The sequence below is a fragment of the Enterovibrio nigricans DSM 22720 genome (assembly GCF_900167155.1).
Classification (GTDB): domain Bacteria; phylum Pseudomonadota; class Gammaproteobacteria; order Enterobacterales; family Vibrionaceae; genus Enterovibrio; species Enterovibrio nigricans.
This window is the reverse complement of the sequence record NZ_FUXU01000190.1, coordinates 1-2,332: the sequence shown is the minus strand read 5'-3', so window position 1 is coordinate 2,332 and position 2,332 is coordinate 1. Positions and strand designations below refer to the sequence as shown.

Genomic DNA, 2,332 nt, shown 5'->3' with positions numbered 1-2,332 from the left:
TTCCATTTGAATTCGTTGTTGGCCATCTATCCGTTATCCGCCAGGGAGAAATGAGACGATTTTGGATCACTACGGATTTTTTGCAACAACCCCGCCGATTTAGCTCAGGCCGTTCCAGTTGAGTGCCGCTGATGTTTTCGGTGTAGTAACTGGCAATGCGTTGGCCATGTTCACTGATGAACTGCTCAAGCGTGGTTTTGGCTCGATCTGCGTTTTGTTCATCGGTGGAGGCGCGGAGGTAAGCGCGAATAAACATGGTTTGTCTCCCTGAAAGTGCCCATCGTCGCATTTAGGTGGTCGCAATAGGGAGTGTCGCATTTAAGTGGTCACATTGCCAGTTTTTGTATCAGGGTAGGGTGGTCGCGTTGGGGTATACTCATAAAGAATGAATGTAGCATAGTTGACAACTAAGCAGTGTATACAGATAATATACACCAATGACGCCCCTGATTAATGCGTGCCTCCCAATATTGGCATAGCTGAATCTGGGGTTTTTTTTTGCCTTATGGTGGTGATGTGAAAAAAGTTGCAGTTTTAGTTGATGGTGATTTCTTTCTGAGAACTTTCACTAGAGCAATTGATCCGGAACGCTCTATGGATAGCGGTACAATGGCAAAGTTAATGTGGCGCTATTGGGTTTGTCATGTAGACAAAAAGCAGCACGAGGAGCTGCATCGAATCTATTTTTATGACTGCCCTCCTTTAACTAAAAAAATTCATCATCCAACCAGTGGCGAATTTGTTGATCTAGGCTCAACACCCATCGCTAAGTTTCGCAGCGAACTCCATCAAAACCTAATAAAGTTTCCGTTTGTCGCTCGTCGGATGGGCTTTCTTGATGAGGGCAATGCTCGCTGGGTTGTAAGAAGTAATGATTTGCATAAAAAACTTATAAAAGGGTCGATTTCAGCATCTGAAATATCCCCTGACCAAATTACCTACCATGCAGGTCAGAAGGGCGTTGATATGAAAATTGGTCTTGATATAGCAACCTTGGTTCTTAAAGATCAGGTTCAGAAAATTGTTCTAATATCGGGCGACAGCGACTTTGTTCCTGCGGCAAAACTTGCAAGGACTGAAGGAGCGCACTTTGTGTTGGATGCAATGAACGCTTCAATCAGAGATGACCTCGCTGAGCATATAGACCAGCTTCGGACGCATATTAAGTGGTTTTCTGAAAAGCACGCTGAAACAGCTTAATAGTACAAGAAAAACAGAAAGTGCCCTCCGGGCAACCATGCTCTATTTCACACGTCTATCCGGCGGTCGTTCCTCCCTTGTATCGCCGGTTCAACCAAGCCTAACTGCGCTTCGCAACGTCTTGGCCCATTCGGGTCACGATCAGGGCTAGTCAAAGCAAGATCAAAAGCTTTCACCGTCTGCGCCTAAGTGCTGCTAAGGCGCAGCCGGCGAGCAACGTATCTCCGTTGCATCACTCAGGCTCCACAACGATGAGGGGGCTGTTGCCGTCCCAGGCAGAAGTCATGGATGAAGGGCTTTTCCGTCTTCACGAACAGTTACGGGCGATTAATCCGAATGTTCAGCAAGTGGTGTGGGCGCTGAATGTGGCGCTCAATCAGCATGGCTGGGCCATTCGCACGGTCGAAGATCTGGAATGTTTTATGGATACGGCAGAAGCTTGGGGGCAAGAAAATGACTGATTCAGAATATTACCGCACCATCGCGAAAACCATTCTTGGCCAACTGGGGTCACACGACGATTCGGAAAATATTGTACGCTAAGAGCTTAATGCTTTGATTTATAAAGTTATGGGATCTGGTTGGGCCAAATGTAGTCTCCCGTTAAATTGATGTGTTCCCAGCCCAATGGAGAGAGGTGACTAAGCAGTTCATCATTAATTTTTTCTCCACGCCTCCACAGCGTTTCGATTGCCTGACTTGTGTATTCTGTGTTCCATAGAATGATTGCAGCGACAACCAAATTGAGCCCACTTGCGCGGTAACGCTGATTCTCGAAGCTTCTGTCTCTCAGTTCTCCTAGTCTGTTGAAGAATACAGCACGGGAAAGTGCATTCTTAGCCTCGCCCTTATTCAATCCGGCTTGGACTCGGCGTCGAAGATCAATATCCATCATCCACTCCAGAGTGAAAAGCGTTCGTTCTATACGTCCCAGCTCCCGGAGTGCCAGCGCAAGTCCATTCTGACGCGGGTAACTGCCGAGTTTTCTCAGCATAAGGGAGGCTGTTACTACTCCTTTTCCTATCGAAGCTGATAGCCGGGGTTGTTGCAAAAAATTCAATCGGGCGGATTTCACCCCGCCGCTTCCTGAAATTACGTGTAAATTACCTCGACATTAAAGAGTCGATTCATG

Annotated in this window: 3 protein-coding genes and 1 pseudogene; 2 read left to right on the top strand and 2 right to left on the bottom strand. The window is 47.0% G+C overall.

Translation table 11 applies throughout. The annotated features are described in order from the left end of the window. The coding region (locus tag B5D35_RS25175; protein ID WP_244556732.1) for a recombinase family protein at window positions 1–256 on the bottom strand (256 nt) is incomplete at its 3' end. A 260-nt stretch (window positions 257–516) separates the two neighbouring features. Here B5D35_RS25175 and B5D35_RS23430 point away from each other — a divergent pair. Together B5D35_RS23430 and B5D35_RS24470 are read left to right on the top strand one after the other, a co-directional pair. Then, the gene (locus tag B5D35_RS23430) at window positions 517–1,200 is read left to right on the top strand and encodes an NYN domain-containing protein (RefSeq protein ID WP_198557156.1); all 684 of its coding nucleotides are present in this window, start codon (window positions 517–519) and stop codon (window positions 1,198–1,200) included. 284 nt (window positions 1,201–1,484) lie between these two features. Next, window positions 1,485–1,661 carry a hypothetical protein gene (locus tag B5D35_RS24470; RefSeq protein WP_170915264.1) on the top strand — a complete coding sequence of 59 codons (177 nt, stop codon included), beginning with the start codon at window positions 1,485–1,487 and terminating at the stop codon, window positions 1,659–1,661. Between the two features lie 107 nt (window positions 1,662–1,768). Here the strand turns inward: B5D35_RS24470 and B5D35_RS23425 are convergent. Continuing rightward, window positions 1,769–2,239 (bottom strand): annotated as a pseudogene (locus B5D35_RS23425) (Tn3 family transposase); the annotation flags it as partial. Window positions 2,240–2,332: the final 93 nt, after the last annotated feature.